Genomic DNA, 18246 nt, shown 5'->3' with positions numbered 1-18246 from the left:
GCGGCGTCATGACATTGATTGAACATTCCGACTCGCCGCGCTCGATCCGCTTGCACCCTCTGGATAACGTTGCGGTCGTGGTCAACGACCAGGGTGTACCGGCCGGGACAGTGTTTGCGGATGGCCTGGTGACCCTGGACTTTGTGCCCCAAAGCCACAAGGTCACGCTGGTCGACATTGCCGAAGGTGGCGAGGTGATTCGCTACGGCCAGGTCATCGGCTATGCCTTGCGAGCGATTGCCCGTGGCCGCTGGGTCAATGAAGACCAGCTGCGCATGCCCACCGCACCGTCGCTGGACAGCCTGCCGATGGCCACCGATGTTCCGCCCGCGCAGGCGCCGCTTGAGGGCTACACCTTCGAGGGCTATCGCAACGCCGACGGTACCGTGGGCACGCGCAATATCCTGGGCATCACCACCACGGTGCAGTGCGTGACCGGGGTGCTGAACCATGCCGTCAAGCGGATAAAGGATGAGCTGCTGCCCCGTTACCCCCATGTCGATGACGTGGTGGCGCTGACCCACAGCTACGGCTGCGGGGTGGCGATCAGTGCCACCGATGCCTACATCCCGATCCGTACCGTGCGCAATCTGGCGCGCAACCCCAACCTTGGGGGCGAAGCGCTGGTCATCAGCCTGGGCTGCGAGAAATTGCAGGCCGGCCAGGTGATGCACGATAACGACAGCTCGGTGGACCTCAGCGAGCCGTGGCTGTATCGCTTGCAGGACGCCACCCAGGGCTTCAACGAAATGGTCGAACAGATCATGGCGCTGGCCGAAATCCGATTGAAAAAACTCGACCAGCGCCGCCGCGAAACCGTGCCGGCGTCCGAGTTGATTCTGGGCATGCAATGCGGCGGGAGCGATGCGTTTTCCGGGATCACCGCCAACCCTGCACTGGGGTATGCCTCGGACCTGCTGCTGCGGGCGGGGGCGACGGTGATGTTTTCCGAAGTCACCGAAGTGCGCGACGCCATCTACTTGCTGACTTCACGCGCTGAAACCCGGGCCGTGGCTCAGGAGCTGGTGCGCGAAATGGACTGGTACGACCGCTACCTGGCCAAAGGCGAAGCGGATCGCAGCGCCAACACCACCCCGGGCAACAAAAAGGGCGGGTTGTCGAATATCGTCGAAAAATCCCTGGGTTCTATCGTCAAATCCGGCAGCAGTGCGATCAATGGCGTACTGGGCCCTGGCGAGCGCTTCACGCGCAAAGGGCTGATTTTTTGTGCCACGCCCGCCAGCGACTTTGTGTGCGGCACCCTGCAGCTGGCCGCCGGGATGAACCTGCACGTGTTTACCACCGGGCGCGGTACGCCCTATGGTCTGGCGATGGCACCTGTGGTGAAAGTCTCGACCCGCACCGAGCTGGCGCAACGCTGGCCGGATCTGATCGACATCGACGCCGGGCGCATTGCCACCGGGCGCGTGAGTATTGAAGACCTCGGCTGGGAGCTCTTCCACTATTACCTGGACGTGGCCAGTGGCAAAAAGCACACCTGGGCCGAGCGGCACAAATTGCACAACGACATCACCTTGTTCAACCCGGCGCCGATTACCTGACCTGCCAGACCACGGATTTACGGTGGAAAGTCTGTGGAGGGAGCGAGCCTGCTCGCGAATGGATTGCTGCGGAGTAACGGCTTAACCGCATAGGCTCTGTTCCCGCAGGTTTTGTTGCGCATGGGCCGCCACGCGGCCTATCACCAGAATCGCCGGGCTTTTCAGTTCGAAGGCCCCGGCGTCATGTTCCATCGCGCTCAAGTGGCTGCGGCATTCGCGCTGATGGGGCAGGGACGCATTTTCAATCATGGCTACGGGCATATCCGCGGCCATGCCCCCCGCCAACAATTGCTCGCGGATCTCGCTCAATTTGGCCACGCCCATGTACACCACCAGCGTGGTACCGCTTTGCGCCAGTGCCTGCCAGTTCACCTGGCTCTCATCCTGGGTGTGCGCCGTCACCAGCGTCACGCCTCGGGCCACGCCGCGCAGGGTCAGCGGGATATCGCAGTGCGTGGCACCTGCCAGCCCGGCCGTAATGCCGTTAACCAATTCCACCTCAACCCCGTGTTCACGCAACCACTGCGCTTCTTCGCCACCACGGCCGAAGATGCACGGATCGCCGCCCTTGAGCCGCACCACGCATTTGCCGTGACGGGCATAACGCAGCATCAGACGATGAATAAATGCCTGTGGCGTCGAACGACACCCTCCACGCTTGCCCACCGAAATCACCCGGGCCGCCGGGCAATGCTCCAGCACGGCGTCATTGACCAGATCGTCAATCAGCACCACATCCGCTTCGCGCAGGGCGCGCACGGCCTTGAGCGTCAGCAGCTCCGGATCACCCGGGCCTGCACCCACCAGCCAGACTTTTGCATTCATTGTGATTTCCTTACGCGATGACGGCGATCGGCTGCGCCTGGGCAGCCAGCAAACGCTTGATTTCCGGGACGCAGGAACCGCATTGCGTTCCGCAGCCCACTGTATTTTTCAGCCCCTGCAAGTCCAGCCCCTGGTCGATGCCGGCACATACCGCGCTCTGGCTGACGTTCTTGCAGTTGCACACAATCTTGTTGCCCCCGGCCGGGGTGTCGACGTTGCCGGGGGGGGCGCTCAATGGCGCCAGCAGCCAGCGCCGCAGCTGTTCGTCGGCGCGACCTTCCAGCCACAGGCTTTGCAGCCAGTGCTGGGCGAGGGTTTCGCCGGCCAGTCGAATGGCGGTAATGCGGCCATGTTCGATACGTACCCGTTTGCCGATGGAGCGACGCGGGTCGTCGTAAGCCAGCACCGGGCCCTCGTTGAGCCCCAGGCATTGGTCGATGTCGCGCAGCAGTTGCGGGTCTGGCGCGCTGGCGCTGGCCGCACGGATCAACAGCGCAGGGCGCTCGCGGCCCGTCAGGCTGAAACTCACATACGAAAAGGCTTCGCAGAGCGGGCGCAGCGTCTCGAATTTCTGTTGTACATCGCCCTCTATCAGGGCGAAGAGATGCCAGGGCAATTGCACCGGCTCCAGCCGAACGGCGCTGTGTTTTAGCTCCGGTTGTTTGGACAGGGGGTCGAAAGCCGGCAGGGTCAGGGTGTTGACCCCGCCCTTGAGAAAGCGGTCACCCCAGTGCATCGGTAAAAACGCTTGCCCCGGACGCACGCTGTCATCGCTGCTGACCGGCATGATCACCGCCCCGCGTCGGCTTTTGAGGCTGATCAAGTCACCGGGTTGCAAGCGATGGCGGCGCAGTTCGTCCGGGTGCAGGCTCAACACCGCTTCACTGACGTGGCCGAACAATTGCGCGGAGGTGCCGGTGCGGCTCATGCCGTGCCATTGGTCACGCAGGCGACCGGTGATCAGGGTCAGCGGAAAGCGCGCATCCCGTTGCTCCTTGGCGGCCCGATAAGGGTCGGCCACAAACTGGGCATGACCCGTGGCAGTAGGAAAAATCCCGTCCAGATACAGGCGAGCCGTGCCTTCGCGGGCGCCGGCAGGGAAGGGCCACTGTTGCGGGCCAATGGCATCGAGTACCGCATGGCTGATACCCGACAAGTCCAGGTCACGGCCCCGGGTCAGGTGCTTGTACTCATCGAACACCTGCGCCGCGGTTTCAAATGCAAACAGGCCGGGTTGCGCAGGGCGCAGATATTTTTCCAGGCGTTGAGCGAAATCCACAGTGATCGCCCAATCGGAGCGCGCCTCTCCCGGTGCTGCGATGGCTTTGCGTACGTGGGAAATACGCCGTTCGGAGTTGGTCACCGTGCCGTCCTTTTCGCCCCAACTGGCGGCGGGCAGCAGCAGGTCAGCGAAAGCGGCGGTTTCGGTGGTATGAAATGCCTCTTGCAGCACCACAAACGGGCAGGCCAGCAATGCCGCCCGCACAGCGGTCTGATCCGGCATGGATTGCGCGGGGTTGGTGCAGGCGATCCACACGGCTTTGATCTTGCCGCTGGCCATCTGCTCAAACAGCTCGATGGCGCTCAGGCCGGTGGTGTGCGGCAGTTGCTCAACCCCCCAGTACGCGGCGACTTCGGCCCGATGCTCGGCATTGGCGGCCTCGCGGTGGCCGGGCAACAGGTTGGACAGGCTGCCGGTTTCGCGCCCACCCATGGCATTGGGTTGACCGGTCAGCGAGAACGGTCCTGAACCGGGACGGCCGATCTGCCCGGTGGCCAGATGCAGATTGATCAGGGCGCTGTTTTTCGCACTGCCGGCGGTGGACTGGTTAAGGCCCATGCACCACAACGACAGAAAACTCGGCGAGGTGCCGACCCATTCGGCGCATTGCTGCAATTGCTCGACGCTGATGCCGCACAGCTGCGACACCATCTGTGGGGTGTAGTCGCGCACCAGGCTTTTCAGCTCGGGCAGACCTTGGGTGTGAGCCTGGATAAAGTCACGGTCGATCCAGTCTTCCCACAACAGCAAGTGCAAAATCCCGTGAAACAAAGCGACATCGGTACCGGGCAGAATCGCCAGATGCAGGTCGGCGAGATCGCAGGTGTCGGTCCGGCGCGGGTCGATGACGATGACTTTCATGGCCGGGCGCCGAACTTTTGCCTCCTCCAATCGGCGAAACAGTACCGGATGGGCGTAGGCCATATTGCTGCCGACGATCATCACGCAGTCGCTCAGCTCAAGGTCTTCATAGCTGCAAGGCGGTGCATCGGCGCCCAGGCTGCGCTTGTAGCCGACTACGGCCGAGGACATGCACAGCCGCGAATTGCTGTCGATGTTGTTGGTGCCCACCAGCGCCCGCGCCAGTTTGTTGAAGGCGTAGTAATCCTCGGTCAGCAACTGCCCGGAAATGTAAAACGCCACGCTGTCGGGGCCGTGTTCGGCAATGGTGGCGGCGAACACGCTGGCGGCGTGATCCAGGGCGCTGTCCCAGTCGGTGCGGCCACGGGCAAGGTCCTTGCCCAGGCGCAATTGCGGGTACAGCGCGCGAGCGTTGAGGTCGCCAGTCAGGTGCAGCGTCGAGCCCTTGCTGCACAATTTTCCGAAGTTGGCCGGGTGTGCCGGATCGCCGCTGACGCCGAGAATGCGCTCGCCGTCATGTTCGATCAGCACGCCGCAGCCGACCCCGCAATAGCAGCAGGTGGAGGCGGTGATCTGGCGGTTCATCAGCCTGCGTCCCGCAGGGCCAGCTGCACGCGGCCATTTTCGACCCGCGCCGGGTGGTGATGGGCGCAGCCAATGTCCGGAGCCTGGGCTTCGCCGGTTTGCAGGTCGATTTGCCAGTTGTGCAGCGGGCAGGCAACGCGCTTGCCGTAGATCAACCCCTGGGACAGCGGGCCGCCCTTGTGCGGGCAGCGGTCGTCGAGGGCGAACACTTCATCGTCGCTGGTGCGAAAAATCGCGATATCGCCTTTTGGCCCGGCAATGATCCGTGAGCCCAGGGCGTTAATTTCATCCAGTGCGCAGATATCCAGCCAGTTCATGCCAGCACCTCGAGGTTTTTCAGCGGGATAACGTCGAACTCTTTTTTCAGCTGGGGCTGAGCCAGGCGTTCCTTCCACGGGTCTTGCTCGAACGACAGGGAGAATTGCAGGCGATCATTGAGCGCCTTGCGCCGGTCGGGATCTTCGAGCACTGCCTTTTTGATGTGCTCCATGCCGACCCGTTGCAGGTAATGCACGGTGCGTTCGAGGTAGAAGGCTTCTTCGCGATACAGCTGCAAAAAGGCGCCGTTGTACTCGCGCACTTCCTCGGCGGTCTTGAGCTTGACGAAGAACTCGGCGACCTCGGTTTTGATCCCGCCGTTACCGCCGATATACATCTCCCAGCCGGAGTCCACGCCGATTATCCCTACGTCCTTGATGCCTGCTTCCGAGCAGTTGCGCGGGCAACCGGACACCGCCAGTTTGACCTTGTGCGGCGACCACATATTGAACAGGTCGTGCTCCAGCTCGATGCCCAGCTGTGTCGAATTTTGCGTACCGAAGCGGCAGAATTCGCTGCCCACGCAGGTCTTCACGGTACGGATGGATTTGCCGTAGGCGTGGCCGGAAGGCATGTCCAGATCCTTCCACACGCCCGGCAGGTCGTGCTTCTTGATCCCCAGCAAGTCGATGCGCTGCCCGCCCGTGACCTTGACCATCGGCACGTTGTACTTGTCGGCCACGTCGGCAATACGCCGCAGCTCGGACGGGTTGGTCACACCGCCCCACATCCGCGGAACAACCGAGTAGGTGCCGTCTTTTTGAATGTTGGCGTGGGCGCGCTCGTTGATCAGGCGCGATTGCGGGTCATCTTTTGCTTCGCCCGGCCAGGTGGAGATCAGGTAGTAGTTGAGTGCCGGGCGGCAGGTGGCGCAGCCGTTGGGCGTGCGCCAGTTCAGGTAGCTCAGGGTGGCGGCGATGGTCAGCAGATGCTGTTCGCGGATGGCCTGGCGGATGTGCCCGTGGTTGAGGTCGCTGCACCCGCAGATGGCTTTTTCGCTTTTGGGTTTGACGTCTGCGGCGCCGCCCACGGTGTTGATCAGAATCTGCTCTACCAAACCGGTGCAGGAGCCGCAGGAGCTGGCGGCCTTGGTGTGTTTTTTGACGTCGTCGACGCTGAACAGCCCGTGTTCCTGGATCGCCTTGACGATGGTGCCTTTGCACACGCCATTGCAGCCGCAAACTTCGGCGGTGTCGGCCATGCCCATGGCTTTGTCCTGGCCCTGGTGGCCTACGTCGCCAATAGCGTTTTCACCAAACATCAGGTGATCGCGGATCTCACCGATGGCGTGATTCTCACGGATCTGGCGGAAGTACCAGCCACCGTCGGCGGTGTCGCCGTACAGGCAGGCGCCCACCAGAATGTCGTCCTTGATCACCAGTTTTTTGTAGACCCCGCCGATAGGGTCGCTGAGGGTGATGGTTTCGGTGCCTTCACCGCCCATAAAGTCGCCAGCGGAGAACAGGTCGATGCCGGTGACCTTCAACTTGGTCGAGGTGACAGAGCCCTGGTAGCGGGCAAAGCCCAGTTGCGCGAGGTGGTTGGCGCACACCTTGGCTTGCTCGAACAGTGGCGCCACCAGGCCGTAAGCGATGCCGCGATGGCTGGCGCATTCGCCGATGGCGTAAATGCGCGGGTCATAGGTTTGCAGGGTGTCGTTGACCAGGATCCCGCGGTTGCACGGGATGCCTGCGCGCTCGGCGAGTTCGGTATTGGGGCGGATGCCGGCAGCCATGACCACCAGATCGGCGGGGATGATGTCACCGTTCTTGAACTCGACCGAGCCTACCCGGCCGTTGCCCGCGTCGTGCAACGCGTTGGTCTGTTCGCGCAGTCGAAAATGCAGGCCGCGTGCCTCAAGGGCGGTTTGCAGCAGTTGGCCGCTGATAGGGTCCAGCTGGCGATCCAGCAACCATTCGCCGATGTGCACCACGGTCACGTGCATGCCGCGCAGCATCAGGCCGTTGGCCGCCTCAAGACCGAGCAGGCCGCCACCGATGACCACCGCGTGCTTGTGGGTTTTGGCGGTGTCGATCATCGCCTGGGTGTCGGCGATGTCGCGGTAACCGATGACGCCATCCAGCGTGTTGCCAGGGATGGGCAGAATGAACGGCGTGGAACCGGTGGCGATCAGCAGGCGGTCGTATTCGGCCTCGGTGCCGTCGTCGGCGATGACCCGACGTTTTGCCCGATCGATCTGCACGACTTTGCGGCTGAGCAGCAGCTTGATGTTGTTTTCCAGGTACCAGTCCAGATCGTTGAGCACGATCTCTTCGAAGGTCTGCTCACCGGCCAGCACCGGAGAGAGCAGGATTCGGTTGTAGTTGGCATGGGGTTCGGCGCCGAAGACCGTGATGTCGTACAGCTCATTGCTCAGCTTGAGCAATTCTTCCAGGGTGCGAACCCCGGCCATGCCGTTGCCGACCATCACCAGTTTTAGTTTTTTCATCAGGTTCTCCGGGAGCTGGGGCCTGCCTTATAGGGGCATTGCGGCCTTGCTCGACAAATTGTGCGCAAACAAAAAAAGGCGTCCCGCCAGTTACCTAGCGAGGACGCCTTTGTCCTTGTCCCGTTCTCTCGGGAACCCCGTTCTTCGTCGTTGAAGGCCGGGTTTTATGATTGATGGATTAGCCAATGCAGCGGTTGTGCCAAGTCGGCCAACGCCCATGTTTAAAGGGCGAAGATGTTTTTGGGAGAGGGGTTTGTGCACTGAATAAACGCGTCGCGCCCGATATTGGAGCGTTACTCCTGTAGCCGCTGAGGAGCGGAGCGAGGCTGCGATCGGTGTGATGCGGCACATCGATCGCAGCCTTCGTTCCTCGTCAGCGGCTACAGGGTTTTCGAGCGGCTGTTATGTGTGAAGCAGCAAAAACATCAGCGCCAGATTGATCAATAACGACATCAATGCCACCGCCCGCCACACCATCAGTGGCTCTCGCTCCAGCAAGGGCCTGGGGCGCACGTTCAGGCTCTGGCGTTCGCCCTGTTCCAGTTGCAGCAACCATTCCTCGGCCGTTTCAAAGCGCTGCTGCGGATCGGCCGCAACGCCGCGTTCCAGGCTGTGGGCAATCCATTCCGGCAGGTCGGGGCGATATCGACTGGCGCTCACCGGCACACCAAAGCGCGGGCGCTGGAAGGCTTCGATTTCGCCGTAGGGATAGTGCCCGGTCAGCAGGTAATAAAGTGTAACGCCCACTGCATACAGATCCTGTCGGGCGGCGGGTTTTTCGCCGCGAAAGGCTTCCGGAGCGATATAACTGGGTGTGCCGGGCAGTGCCGATGGCAAGTCCTCTGACAGGCCCGGGCAGTAGGCCAGCCCGAAGTCCAGCACGCGCAACTCGCCGTCGTCACTCAGCAGCACATTGTGCGGTTTGATATCGCGGTGAAAAATCTGCCGCCGGTGTAGCAGCCCCACAGCCCGTAGCAGGCGCTCGGCCAGATCCAGCCATTGGGCCAAGGGCAGCGGCCCACCCCTGGCGTAGAGTTTTTCCAGGGTAATGCCTGCGTATTCACGCATCACGTAGTACAGATGCTGACGCTGACTGGCAGGGTGTACTTCAGGAAAGTGCCGCCCGGCCACGCGCTTGAGAAACCATTCTTCCGACAGCAATGCCTGCCCGGCCTGATGATCGTCGTGCAGACGGGCCGGCAGGGTTTTCAGCAGCCAGGGCTGTTGTTGCGCGTCGCGAACCCGGTAGAGCAGCGATTGCTGGCTCTGGCCAAGATGGCTTTCTACCTGCCAGCCCTCAAAGTGTTGCCCCGGTCTCAGTACGGGCGGTAACGGCCATTGCTGCAACTGCATCAAGGCATCGCCGATGTCGCTTTCGCCCAGGGTGTCGACCCTTACCAGCAGGGCGCTGGCGTTGTCCTGGCTGCCAGCCCGATGCGCCGCGTTGACCAGGGTGTGGGCAGCGCTTTGCAAATCGGGCAGGTCACGCAAAATGGCGGCGATGGCGGTATCGCCCAAGGTCGACCACACACCGTCACTGAGCAGTACAAAGGTCTCGTCCTGACGCAATTGGTCGTCGAGAAAATCCACCACCAGATGTTGATCAAGCCCCAACGCACGCTTGAGCACATGCTGCATGCCGGGTTGATCCCATACGTGATCTTCGCTGATGCGCTGCAAGGTTTCGCCATGCCAGCGATACACCCGGCAATCGCCGACATGGGCCAGGGTAAATCGCCGGCCGCGCAACACCAGTGCACTGACAGTGGTCAGCAGCGGTTGCCCGCCGCCATTGGCTTGAAGCCAGCGGTTTTGCGCGAGCAGCAAGCGCTCCAGCGCCTGTGCGACGCTCCAGGTTTCAGGCGTGGCGTAGTAGTCCAGCGCCAGCGCCTGCAACGTCGAGCGAGCGGCCAGACCTCCGTCGGCGCATTGGCTGACACCATCGGCGATGGCGAACAAATAACCCTTGCTCGCTGCCAGCAACGGCACTGGCGTGACCTCGCGCAGCGCGTCCTGATTCTCTGCGCGAGGACCGATGGCGCTGGCGTGGGCAAAGCTCAGTTGCAGGCTCATGACGGCCTCACACGCGGGCAGCGGTCACGGCAGCAGAGCCCCAGGTGGTTCTCCAGCGGCGTTTGACCCCGTGCAGGCCAAACCAGGCCAGAACACCGAGGCTGGCGAACAGCCACAAGGCCAGTTGATAGCTGCCAGTGCTTTGCTTGATTGCACCCATGCCCGCTGCCAGGGCGAAACCTCCGATGCCACCGGCCATGCCGATCAAGCCGGTCATTACGCCGATTTCACGGCGAAAGCGCTGCGGCACCAATTGGAAAACCGCGCCGTTGCCTGCACCCAGTCCCAGCATGGTGCAGACAAAAAGTGCCAGTGCCGCGTAGGAGCTGGGCAGGTTGAAACCTACGGCCGCGATGCTGATCGTCGCTACGGCGTACATCCCCAGCAGGGTGCGAATCCCGCCGAAGCGATCTGCCAGCGCACCGCCCAAAGGTCGCATCAGGCTGCCCCCGAAGACGCAGGCGGCGGTGTAGTAACCCGCGGTCACCGGGCTCAGTCCGTATTGATCGTTAAAGTAGCCGGGCAGGGCGCTGGCCAGGCCGATAAAACCACCGAAAGTCACGCTGTAGAAAAACATGAACCACCAGCTGTCGCGGTCGCCCAAGGCCTTGAAGTAGTCGCTCATGGACTTGGCTTTTGGCCGCTCGGGGGCGTTTTTGGCCAGCCAGGCGAACACGAAAATGCACAGCACCAACGGGATCAGCGCAAAGCCGAACACATTGCTCCAGCCGTAGGCGGCGGCGAGCAGCGGGGCCAGCAGGGCGGCGAACACGGTGCCCGAGTTGCCCGCACCGGCGATGCCCATCGCCTTGCCCTGATGCTGTGGCGGATACCACTGCGAAGCCAGCGGCAGGGCAACCGCGAACGAGGCGCCAGCCATGCCCAGAAACAGCCCCAGCACCAGGGCTTGTTCGTAGCTGTGAATACCGTGCTTCCAGGCAACAAACAGTGCGCAGATAACAATCACCTGGCCGATCAGCCCGGCGGTTTTCGGTGACAGGCGATCAGCCAGCAGGCCCATCACAAAGCGCAGCAGGGCGCCGGCAAGAATTGGCGTGGCCACCATCAGCCCGCGCTGTTGGGTGGTCAGTTGCAGGTCGGCGGCGATTTGCACCGCCATCGGGCCGAGCAGGTACCAGACCATAAAACTCAGGTCGAAATAGAGAAACGCCGCGAACAGGGTCGGGGTATGACCGGATTTCCAGAAGCTTGAATTCATCGCGCACCTCAACGGTTAATCGTTTCGAGAAGGAGTCATGAGCTAGCGATGGGGCGCCGTAACGGCCGCACCACCGGCCCCGTTCACTGGGGCCAAAACGAAAAAACGCCGCTGCCTGACTCGCCATGGGCGAATGAGGAGAGCGACGTCTTTGTCGTAGGTGGGGCAACCGCCGTTGGTTACCGGTAATGAATGCGTAGCGAGAAGTGTGCCAACAGGTGAGTAACTCACCCCCCGTGGGAGCGAGCCTACTCGCGAATGATCTTCGCGAGCAGGCTCTCTCCCACAGTTGAAGTATTTACAGGCAAGGGTGTCAGCCCAGCAGCTCACTCATGGCAATGATCTGCTCCGCGACCTGAATCAGCTTTTGCTGGCGGCTCATGGCCTGGCGTCGCATCAGGGTGTAGGCCTCTTCTTCGTTGCAGCTTTTCATTTTCATCAACAGGCCCTTGGCCAGTTCGATGCGCTTGCGCTCGGCCAGTTGCTGGTCGCGGGCGTGCAGTTGGGCGCGCAGGGCCTGGTCGCTTTCAAAGCGGGCCATGGCCACATCAAGAATCGGCTGCAAGCGCTGTGCGTGAATGCCCTCGACGATGTAAGCGCTGACCCCGGACTTGATCGCCTGGCGCATCACCCCGGGGTCGTGCTCGTCGGTGAACATCACAATCGGCCGTGGCTGGTCCCGTGAAACCAGCACCACTTGCTCCATCACATCGCGGCTGGGTGACTCGGTATCGATCAGAATCACATCCGGGCGCACCGTTTCGACGCGCGCGGGCAGGTCGATGGTCAGGCCTGATTCGTCGATCACCTCAAAGCCGGCTTCGCTGAGCGCGGCTTTGAGGCGGCCGACTTTTTTCGCCGTGTCGTTGATCAGCAAGATACGCAGCATGGGGCAGGCTCCAGTCAACGACGGGCAAGAAGGGGAGCGCTGGCGCTCATGGCATGCAGCGCAAAGCTTCGTGCATAACCTGCGGGGTCCGAGCCGTCCCACACCTTGCCGTCGATCAGCTGGCTACTGCGCATGTTCGCTCCACCGGCGCTCACACCCACGGCGCTGGCGGCGTCGCGGTACAGCGCCAGTTGCTGGACCTGTCGGGCAACGCCGAGGTAATCCGGGTCTTCGCGCAACAAGCCCCAGCGGCGGAACTGAGTCATGAACCACATGCCGTCGGACAGGTTAGGCAGGTTGACCTCACCGTCGCCATGAAAGCGCAACGCGTGGGGGTCTTGCCAGTGGTTGCCCAGCCCGTCGCTGTAGTTGCCGAGCAGGCGCGGCTCGATGCACTCAACGGGCGCATTCAGATACTCGGGGGCGCTCAACAACTGGGCGGTACTGCGACGGTTTTCGTCGCTTTGCTCGATAAAACGGCTGGCTTCGAGGATCGCCATCACCAGCGCCCGGGCGGTATTGGGGTACTGCTCGACGAATGCCCGGGTGCAGCCGAGCACTTTTTCCGGGTGGTCGGGCCATAGCGCCTGGGTGGTGGAGAGGGTGAACCCCATGTTTTGTTTGACCGCACTGGCGGCCCAGGGCTCGCCGACGCAAAAACCGTCAATGCGGCCCGCCTGCAAGTGCGCAACCATCTGCTGCGGCGGCACTACCACACTGTCGACGTCTTGCAGCGGATGGATGCCCTGGCTCGCCAGCCAGTAATACAGCCACATGGCATGGGTGCCGGTAGGAAACGTCTGGGCGAAAGTCAGTTTTGAGCGACTTTGGTGCACGTGCTGTTGCAGCGCCTCAGGACGGGTCACACCCAGCGCTTGCAAGCCGTGGGAGAGGTTGAGGCTCTGGCCGTTCTGATTGAGCCCCATCAACACGGCCATGTCGCTGGCCGCCACGCCGCCGATCCCCAAATGCACGGCGTAGATCAGACCGTAGAGGCTGTGGGCCGCGTCGAGCTGGCCGTTGACCAGATTGTCCCGCAGGCTGGCCCAGGACGACTGGCGCTTGAGATTCAGGGTCAGGCCAAAAGGCTGGGCGAACCCTTGAGTGGCGGCCACCACCACCGAGGCGCAATCACTGAGGGCCATGAAACCGAGGTTGATTTCGGTTTTTTCCGGGGCGTCGCTGCCGTTGACCCAGGCCAGGGGGCCGGCGGATGGTTCGATCATGGGAGGTGCACCTTCGCGAAAAGCATACTGCGAGGGTGCAAGGCATATGCCAGAGGGGTAAACCCAGTTGAAAACCCGCTTTTACAGGGCTTTGGAGTCGCGGTTGCCTTTGATGGGTTGGCCTACTTCAAGCGGTCTTGCGCCTTGCGATACGCGGCCTCATGTTCGCGCTTGTCAACGGCGACGACGAACACCACAACCTCTTGATCAATGACCTGATAGATCAGGCGGTAACCCGCGCTGCGCTACTTGATTTTGTAGCAGTCCGGCAACTTGCGCAGCCGATTGGCCTCAACACGGGGGTTGAGCAACACCTCTGACAATTTACTCTTGAATTGCTGCCTGACCGTGTCTGCGAGCTTGTGCCATTCCTTGAGTGCGCGCTGGTCAAACTCAAGATCAAAGGTCATCCAGTGTCACCTTGACCCTTTGCGGCGCTGCCAGGCGTTCGCGCACGGTGTTGATCAGTGCTTCGTCTTCCTCTGTCACCAGCATGGGGCGAAAGGGCAGTTGGCCGCGTTCGGCAACGTACTGCAATGCCTGGCGGACCAGTTCCGAGGGGGTGACACCCAAACGCTCAAGTTCCTTGTAGGCGCGGGCTTTGAGTTCATCGTCGATGCGGATATTGATGGAGGCCATGGTTTTGACTCGTGTAATGACGTTTGTCATTACGTTGGCCTCTGCTCGTTTCTTTTGCAAGTGCCATTGGGCAGTTAAGTGTTCTGTGTTGTTCATAGGCTCTCCAGACATTAAGCCGCCATAGAAGGGCGGTCAGCTAGGTGAGCCTAGCTAGAGATAATCAGGTAATTCGTACGACGATTCGCTTTCATTCCTGTGAAACATCCGAGAGCACCAATCGCCTGATTGGCGACAGGCGCGTTAGTTATGTACGACGAAATTCTTTAATTGGTTATTAACTTACAACCAAAAAACTTATAACCATTCGCAGTCGTTTAAACATCCTTTGTTCTATTAAAGTGTCTATCTATCTTTAGAATAAATAGTGATTAGTCAGTGCTGCTTTTATGCCTTTATGATCTGTCCACAACAACTCGTGAGGCAGGAGTGGCGCAATGACTATTCAAATAAAACCTGTGGCAGGTCGAATTGGTGCACAACTTGAAGGCATAAAGCTGGGCGGGGATATCAGTGCTGAAACATTCGAGTTTATTAATCAGGCATTGTTGAAATACAAAGTGCTGTTCTTCCGTGATCAGCATCTGGATGACGCCGAACACGAAGCGTTTTCCCGACGCTTCGGCGATCAGGTTCCGCATCCAACCGTGCGCTCCGCCGAGCAAAGCGCCGCCATCCTGCACCTGGATGCCAAGGAAACCCGCGCCAACTCCTGGCACACCGATGTGACCTTTGTTGCCAATTACCCGAAGATTTCTATCTTGCGCGGTGTGGTCATCCCGCCTTATGGCGGCGACACCGTGTGGGCCAATACCGCGTCGGCCTATGCCGATTTGCCAGATCCGTTAAAACAATTGGCCGACAGTTTGCGCGCCTTGCATACCAACGTTTATGACTATGCCACACCACGTAATACCGATGAGTCGGGCCTTAAGCGTTATCGCGAACAGTTCACGGCCCAAGTGTATGAAACCGAACATCCTCTGGTTCGCGTACACCCTGAGTCGGGCGAAAGAAGTTTGTTGTTGGGCCACTTTGTCAAAGAGATACAGGGCGTCAGCAGCAACGATTCCAGACAACTGATTCGCCTGTTCCACGACCGTATCACCCATGTGGATAACACCGTGCGCTGGCGCTGGCAGGAAGGCGATGTGGTGATCTGGGACAACCGCGCCACGCAGCACATCGCGATCAACGACTACGGCGATGCCCCGCGCATCGTGCGCCGCACCACCATCGACGGCGACGTGCCGGTGGGTGTGGACGGCCGCCTGAGCCAGGCGCTCAAGCCTACCCCGGACACTCGCTCGCCGAAAACCGAAGCCGACAAAAAACACCTCGCCGCCTGACTGACCCCCCCATTCCCTTGCTCCAAGGAAGACGTGCATATGGCCTTATTCAAACGTAATGCCCTGTTTCGCAAGGGCCGCATTGCCGCCGTGCTGGCGGCGGTGCTGGCTGCACCTCTGGCCCAGGCCGATGTAGTGCGCATCGGCGTTGCGACCGCGGGGGGTGGTGAGCCGGTCACGTTCAGCGGCTCGACCCTGGGCATCGTGCGCAACCAGCAATTGCTGGAAAAAGCATTCGCAGGCAGCGGCACCGACGTGCAGTGGTTCTTCTTCAAAGGAGCGGGCCCTGCGGTCAATGAAGCCTTGTCCAACCAGCAGCTGGACTTCGCCTACCAGGGTGATCTGCCTGCTGTGGTCGGGCGCTCCAACGGGCTGGACACCAAATTGCTGGCCGCCCTGGGCGTACGGGCCAATCTTTACCTGGCCGTGCCCAAGGGCTCGGACATCAAGAGCATCGAAGACCTTAAAGGCAAGAAGGTCGCGGTGTTTCGCGGCACCAACGGCCATCTGGTGTCGATCAACCTGTTGGCTGAACACGGGCTGACCGAGCGCGACATCAAGGTGATCAACCTCGATACCGGCAGCACCCAGGCCGCTCTGGTTTCCAATGGTGTGGATGCTGCTTTCGGCGGTCGCGAACTGTTCAAGCTGCGGGACAAAGGCCTGATCGACATCATTTACGACAACCCGGCGCAGGATGTTCGCTACACCCGCCAGACGGCATTGGTGGTGCGTGGTGCCTATGAAAAGGAACACCCGGCCAACGTGCAAAAGGTCGTCGATACGCTGGTGGACGCGGCGAAATGGACGTCTGAAGACGGCCACCGCGATGCCGTTTTCACCGAGTGGGCCAAGAGCAACGACCCGGTGGACTCACTGCGCGCCGACTTTACCGGGGTCAGCCTGCGGGACAGGGCGTCGCCGCTGATCGACACCTTTTTGGTGAGTCGTTATCAGGCGGTGGCGGACCAGGCCAAGGACGAAAAACTTATCCGCCGCCCGGTCAGCATCGAGGGCTGGTTCGAGCCCGTTTACTTGCAGACCGCCCTCAAAACCAAAGGGCTGGAGAACTTCTGGACGGCCTATGGCCCGGATGGCAAGCAGCCTGCTGGTAATGCTGTCGCGGGCAAGTAACTGCAACCCTGTGTGGGAGCGAGCCTGCTCGCGATGCAGGCGACGCGGTCGTGTCGATCCAGTCGCGAGCAGGCTCGCTCCCACACACAAACACTCTGTTTTTTGTAGCAAGCAAGGGAGCCAGGCACATGGCCAAGGCACAGACGATCACACCAGAGCAGTACGCACCGGCGCTACCGCGGGACAACGTCAAGCGCTTGCCGCCGTCACCGACCCGCCCTGTACGCAAGGTCGAGGTGGCGCGCACCTCTTCCTGGACCACGAAGCTGGGTGACAGCGCCTTGCCCTGGCTGTTGCCGCTGGCGCTGCTGGGCCTGTGGTATCTGGGGGTTGAGCGCGGCTGGCTTTCCGAGCAGGTGCTGCCACCGCCAGCCTATGTTTACGAGACCCTGTCGGACCTGTTCACTTCCGGGGATCTGTGGGTAAACGCGGCCGCCAGTTTGCAGCGGGTCGTGGTCGGATTTGCCCTGGGGGCCCTTGCCGGTGTGGCGCTGGGGCTGGCCATGGGGTTGTCGAAAACCGTAGAGGATTACCTGCTGCCCACCTTCAACGCCCTGGTGCAAATACCGGTACTGGGCTGGCTGCCGTTTGCCTTGCTGGTGTTCGGCATCGGCGAGCCGCTCAAGTATGTGCTGATCGCCAAGGCGGCGATGGTGCCGATCACGCTGTGCACCTTGCAGGCTTTTCGTCAGGCGCCCAAAGGGTTGCTGGAAGCGGGGCGGGCGTACGGTTTCAGCCGCTGGCAGAGCGTCGTGTTCATCGTCTTGCCTGCGGCCATTCCAACCCTGTTCACGGGGCTGAGACTGGGCTTCACCAAAGCCTGGCTATCGCTGGTAGTGGTTGAACTGGTGGCTTCGAGCGAGGGGCTGGGTTACCTGATTGTTTATGGTCGCCAGCTGTTTCAACTGGATCTGGTGATGGCGGCCGTGGTGGTGGTCGGTGCGATCGGCTTGCTGATCGATCGCGGTTTCGATTACGCCGAGCGTCGCCTGCATCGTGGCCGCGCACCTGCAGCGGGGCGCCTGTCATGAGTACTGCTCTGGCAATCAATCATGGCAGCCGTCGCTATCGCGGCTGGGTTGTACCGATTACCGCCGTAGGTGTGTGGTGGCTGGCTTCGCACATGGGCTGGAGCCAGTCCGGTCTGCTGGTGTCACCGGAGAAGGTGGCGGCCACGGCCTGGGACCAGATTGCTTCGGGCAAATTCTGGCGGGCCATCAGCGCCAGCCTGGCGCGCAACCTCAGTGGCTTTTTTATCGGCACCACACTGGGCCTGGTGCTGGGCTGCCTGCTGGGCCTGTCGCGGCACTTCGAGCGTTTGGTGGGGCCGAGTTTCAACACGTTCAAGCAAATTTCGCTGTTCGCCTGGATCCCTTTGATTTCGGTGTGGTTCGGCCTGGGCGATGTGGCCAAGGTGGTGTTTCTGTCACTGGCAGCGCTGGTGCCGGTGGTGGTGAACACCTGTGACGGGCTGCGCAATGTGCCGCCCAACCTGCTGGAAGTAGCGCGTGTTTATCGCTTCAGCCGCTGGCAAACCATCGTCGGGGTCATGTTGCCCGCCGCCTTGCCGTCGATCTTCACCGGGCTGTACCTGGCGCTGGTGTACTCGTGGCTGGCGACCATCGGGGCCGAATACTTGCTGGTCTCGGGGGAGGGCATCGGCAATACGCTGATCGATGGCAGCGAGCATTTCATGATGGACCTGGTGCTGTTCGGCATGGTGGTGATCGGCCTGGTGGGCTGGAGCCTCAATGCACTGGCACGGATTTTTGAGCGGCGGATGCAGCGCCTGTATGGCATCGCACCGGTTTGACCGGCACTTTCAGAAGGATTGCAGC

Annotated in this window: 14 protein-coding genes and 1 pseudogene; 5 read left to right on the top strand and 10 right to left on the bottom strand. The window is 61.2% G+C overall.

Going from position 1 to position 18246, the window contains the following annotated elements; translation table 11 throughout:
* The first annotated feature begins 8 nt into the window (after nucleotides 1–8).
* Nucleotides 9–1562, top strand: a complete 1554-nt coding sequence (gene garD / locus BLW11_RS00905) for a galactarate dehydratase (protein ID WP_048362083.1) — start codon at nucleotides 9–11, stop codon at nucleotides 1560–1562.
* A gap of 81 nt (nucleotides 1563–1643) precedes the next feature.
* Here the strand turns inward: garD and cobA are convergent, their stop codons facing one another.
* The 10 genes and pseudogenes from cobA to BLW11_RS00855 form a co-directional block, all read right to left on the bottom strand.
* Nucleotides 1644–2387 (bottom strand): uroporphyrinogen-III C-methyltransferase, encoded by a 744-nt coding sequence (gene cobA, locus BLW11_RS00900; protein ID WP_048362084.1) that lies wholly within the window; start codon nucleotides 2385–2387, stop codon nucleotides 1644–1646.
* A 10-nt stretch (nucleotides 2388–2397) separates the two neighbouring features.
* Nucleotides 2398–5115 carry a nitrate reductase gene (locus BLW11_RS00895; RefSeq protein WP_048362085.1) on the bottom strand — a complete coding sequence of 906 codons (2718 nt, stop codon included), beginning with the start codon at nucleotides 5113–5115 and terminating at the stop codon, nucleotides 2398–2400.
* Nucleotides 5115–5432, bottom strand: a complete 318-nt coding sequence (gene nirD, locus BLW11_RS00890) for a nitrite reductase small subunit NirD (protein ID WP_048362086.1) — start codon at nucleotides 5430–5432, stop codon at nucleotides 5115–5117. Before nirD ends, BLW11_RS00895 begins: the two co-directional genes overlap by 1 nt.
* Nucleotides 5429–7882, bottom strand: coding sequence for a nitrite reductase large subunit NirB (gene nirB, locus BLW11_RS00885; RefSeq protein ID WP_048362087.1), 2454 nt, complete (start codon nucleotides 7880–7882; stop codon nucleotides 5429–5431). The genes nirD and nirB overlap by 4 nt, the downstream gene beginning before the upstream one ends.
* 402 nt (nucleotides 7883–8284) lie before the next feature.
* Complete coding sequence (locus BLW11_RS00880; RefSeq protein ID WP_048362088.1) at nucleotides 8285–9955, bottom strand: bifunctional protein-serine/threonine kinase/phosphatase; 1671 nt, start codon at nucleotides 9953–9955, stop codon at nucleotides 8285–8287.
* Between the two features lie 7 nt (nucleotides 9956–9962).
* On the bottom strand, nucleotides 9963–11174 hold the full coding sequence (locus tag BLW11_RS00875) for a nitrate/nitrite transporter (RefSeq protein ID WP_048362089.1): 1212 nt from the start codon (nucleotides 11172–11174) through the stop codon (nucleotides 9963–9965).
* A 313-nt stretch (nucleotides 11175–11487) separates the two neighbouring features.
* On the bottom strand, nucleotides 11488–12063 hold the full coding sequence (locus BLW11_RS00870; RefSeq protein WP_019827366.1) for an ANTAR domain-containing response regulator: 576 nt from the start codon (nucleotides 12061–12063) through the stop codon (nucleotides 11488–11490).
* Between the two features lie 14 nt (nucleotides 12064–12077).
* A complete protein-coding gene (locus tag BLW11_RS00865) occupies nucleotides 12078–13289 on the bottom strand; it encodes a CmpA/NrtA family ABC transporter substrate-binding protein (RefSeq protein ID WP_048362090.1) in 1212 nt (403 codons plus the stop codon).
* A 122-nt stretch (nucleotides 13290–13411) separates the two neighbouring features.
* Nucleotides 13412–13699 (bottom strand): annotated as a pseudogene (locus tag BLW11_RS00860) (type II toxin-antitoxin system RelE family toxin).
* Nucleotides 13689–13928, bottom strand: a complete 240-nt coding sequence (locus BLW11_RS00855) for a type II toxin-antitoxin system RelB/DinJ family antitoxin (protein ID WP_019827369.1) — start codon at nucleotides 13926–13928, stop codon at nucleotides 13689–13691. The pseudogene BLW11_RS00860 and the gene BLW11_RS00855 overlap by 11 nt, the downstream one beginning before the upstream one ends.
* 434 nt (nucleotides 13929–14362) lie before the next feature.
* Here BLW11_RS00855 and BLW11_RS00850 point away from each other — a divergent pair, with 434 nt between their 5' ends.
* The 4 genes from BLW11_RS00850 (at nucleotide 14363) to BLW11_RS00835 (ending at nucleotide 18221) form a co-directional block, all read left to right on the top strand.
* Nucleotides 14363–15274, top strand: coding sequence for a TauD/TfdA dioxygenase family protein (locus BLW11_RS00850; protein ID WP_048362091.1), 912 nt, complete (start codon nucleotides 14363–14365; stop codon nucleotides 15272–15274).
* A gap of 39 nt (nucleotides 15275–15313) precedes the next feature.
* Nucleotides 15314–16408, top strand: coding sequence for an ABC transporter substrate-binding protein (locus BLW11_RS00845; protein WP_048362092.1), 1095 nt, complete (start codon nucleotides 15314–15316; stop codon nucleotides 16406–16408).
* 128 nt (nucleotides 16409–16536) lie between these two features.
* On the top strand, nucleotides 16537–17439 hold the full coding sequence (locus tag BLW11_RS00840) for an ABC transporter permease (RefSeq protein ID WP_048362093.1): 903 nt from the start codon (nucleotides 16537–16539) through the stop codon (nucleotides 17437–17439).
* Nucleotides 17436–18221 carry an ABC transporter permease gene (locus BLW11_RS00835; RefSeq protein ID WP_048362094.1) on the top strand — a complete coding sequence of 262 codons (786 nt, stop codon included), beginning with the start codon at nucleotides 17436–17438 and terminating at the stop codon, nucleotides 18219–18221. The genes BLW11_RS00840 and BLW11_RS00835 overlap by 4 nt, the downstream gene beginning before the upstream one ends.
* Nucleotides 18222–18246: the final 25 nt, after the last annotated feature.

This window comes from Pseudomonas deceptionensis (genome assembly GCF_900106095.1).
Classification (GTDB): Bacteria; Pseudomonadota; Gammaproteobacteria; order Pseudomonadales; family Pseudomonadaceae; genus Aquipseudomonas; species Aquipseudomonas deceptionensis.
Note: the sequence above shows the minus strand (reverse complement) of the source record. Positions and strands in the feature narration are given on the sequence as shown.